This window comes from Pseudomonas sp. 28 E 9 (assembly GCF_900004785.1).
Classification (GTDB): domain Bacteria; phylum Pseudomonadota; class Gammaproteobacteria; order Pseudomonadales; family Pseudomonadaceae; genus Aquipseudomonas; species Aquipseudomonas orientalis_A.
The window spans coordinates 1-889 of sequence record NZ_CVTK01000047.1; the positions used below are offsets into that span (position 1 = coordinate 1).

Sequence of the window (889 nt, forward strand, 5' to 3'; positions counted from 1 at the left end):
CATCGCGCCAAAGGCCATGAACCCTTCGTTTGGGTGACCGAGCAGAACGTCGTTTCCTACGCCTACGACGACGCCGGACGACTGGTGTCGGCGACCAATGCCGTCGGTGAACGCGAGGTTTATCGGTACGATGAACAGCACGTCATTCTTGAGCGGCAGTTGGCCGGTGGGGCGAGTTTCTTCTGGGCGTGGGAAAGGTCTGGTAAAGCCGCGCGCTGTGTCCGGCACTGGGCCAGTTTTTCGCAGATGGACACGCGGTATGTATGGGGCGATGACGGCAGCGTCAACGTGCACAACGCCGATGGCAGCCAGGAAGTTTACGTGCATGACCAGCGTGCGCGACTGGTACAGCGCATCGATCCCGACGGCGCCCGACATTTCAAATCCTACGACGACAAGGGCCGACTGACCGTCGAGCAGGACCCGCTGGGCGCGGTGACGGCGTATCAGTACGACGCCGCCGGTCGCTTGGTCGCGCTGTTTCCGGGTGAGGATGAGCCGACGTCCTACGAGCATGACAATGGTTTCGTACGGGTCGTGCGGCGTGGTGAGGCGGTCTGGAAATACGAGCGTAATGAGCAAGGCGATGTCATCCGCAGGATTGATCCGGAGGGCAACGCGACGGATTACAGCTACGACAAGCGGGGACAACTGACGGGGGTCTGGTATCCCGACCACAGTTGTCATCGGCTGGTGTGGAATGAACGTGGACAGTTGCTAGAGGAGCAACTTCCGAATGGCGGCATCAAGCGCTATCGCTATGACGATCTGGGCCGGCAGGTTGCGCGGGAGGACGAATACGGCGCGCTGACTCAGTATCAATGGGACGCGGTAGGACGCTTGACTCGCTGGGTACTGCCGGACGGCGCTACGCGGGAATTCAGCTACA

At 60.9% G+C, this 889-nt stretch carries 1 pseudogene; it reads left to right on the top strand.

Annotated elements, in window-relative coordinates:
* A pseudogene (locus BFQ00_RS30045) lies at positions 1-889 on the top strand (type IV secretion protein Rhs); the annotation flags it as partial.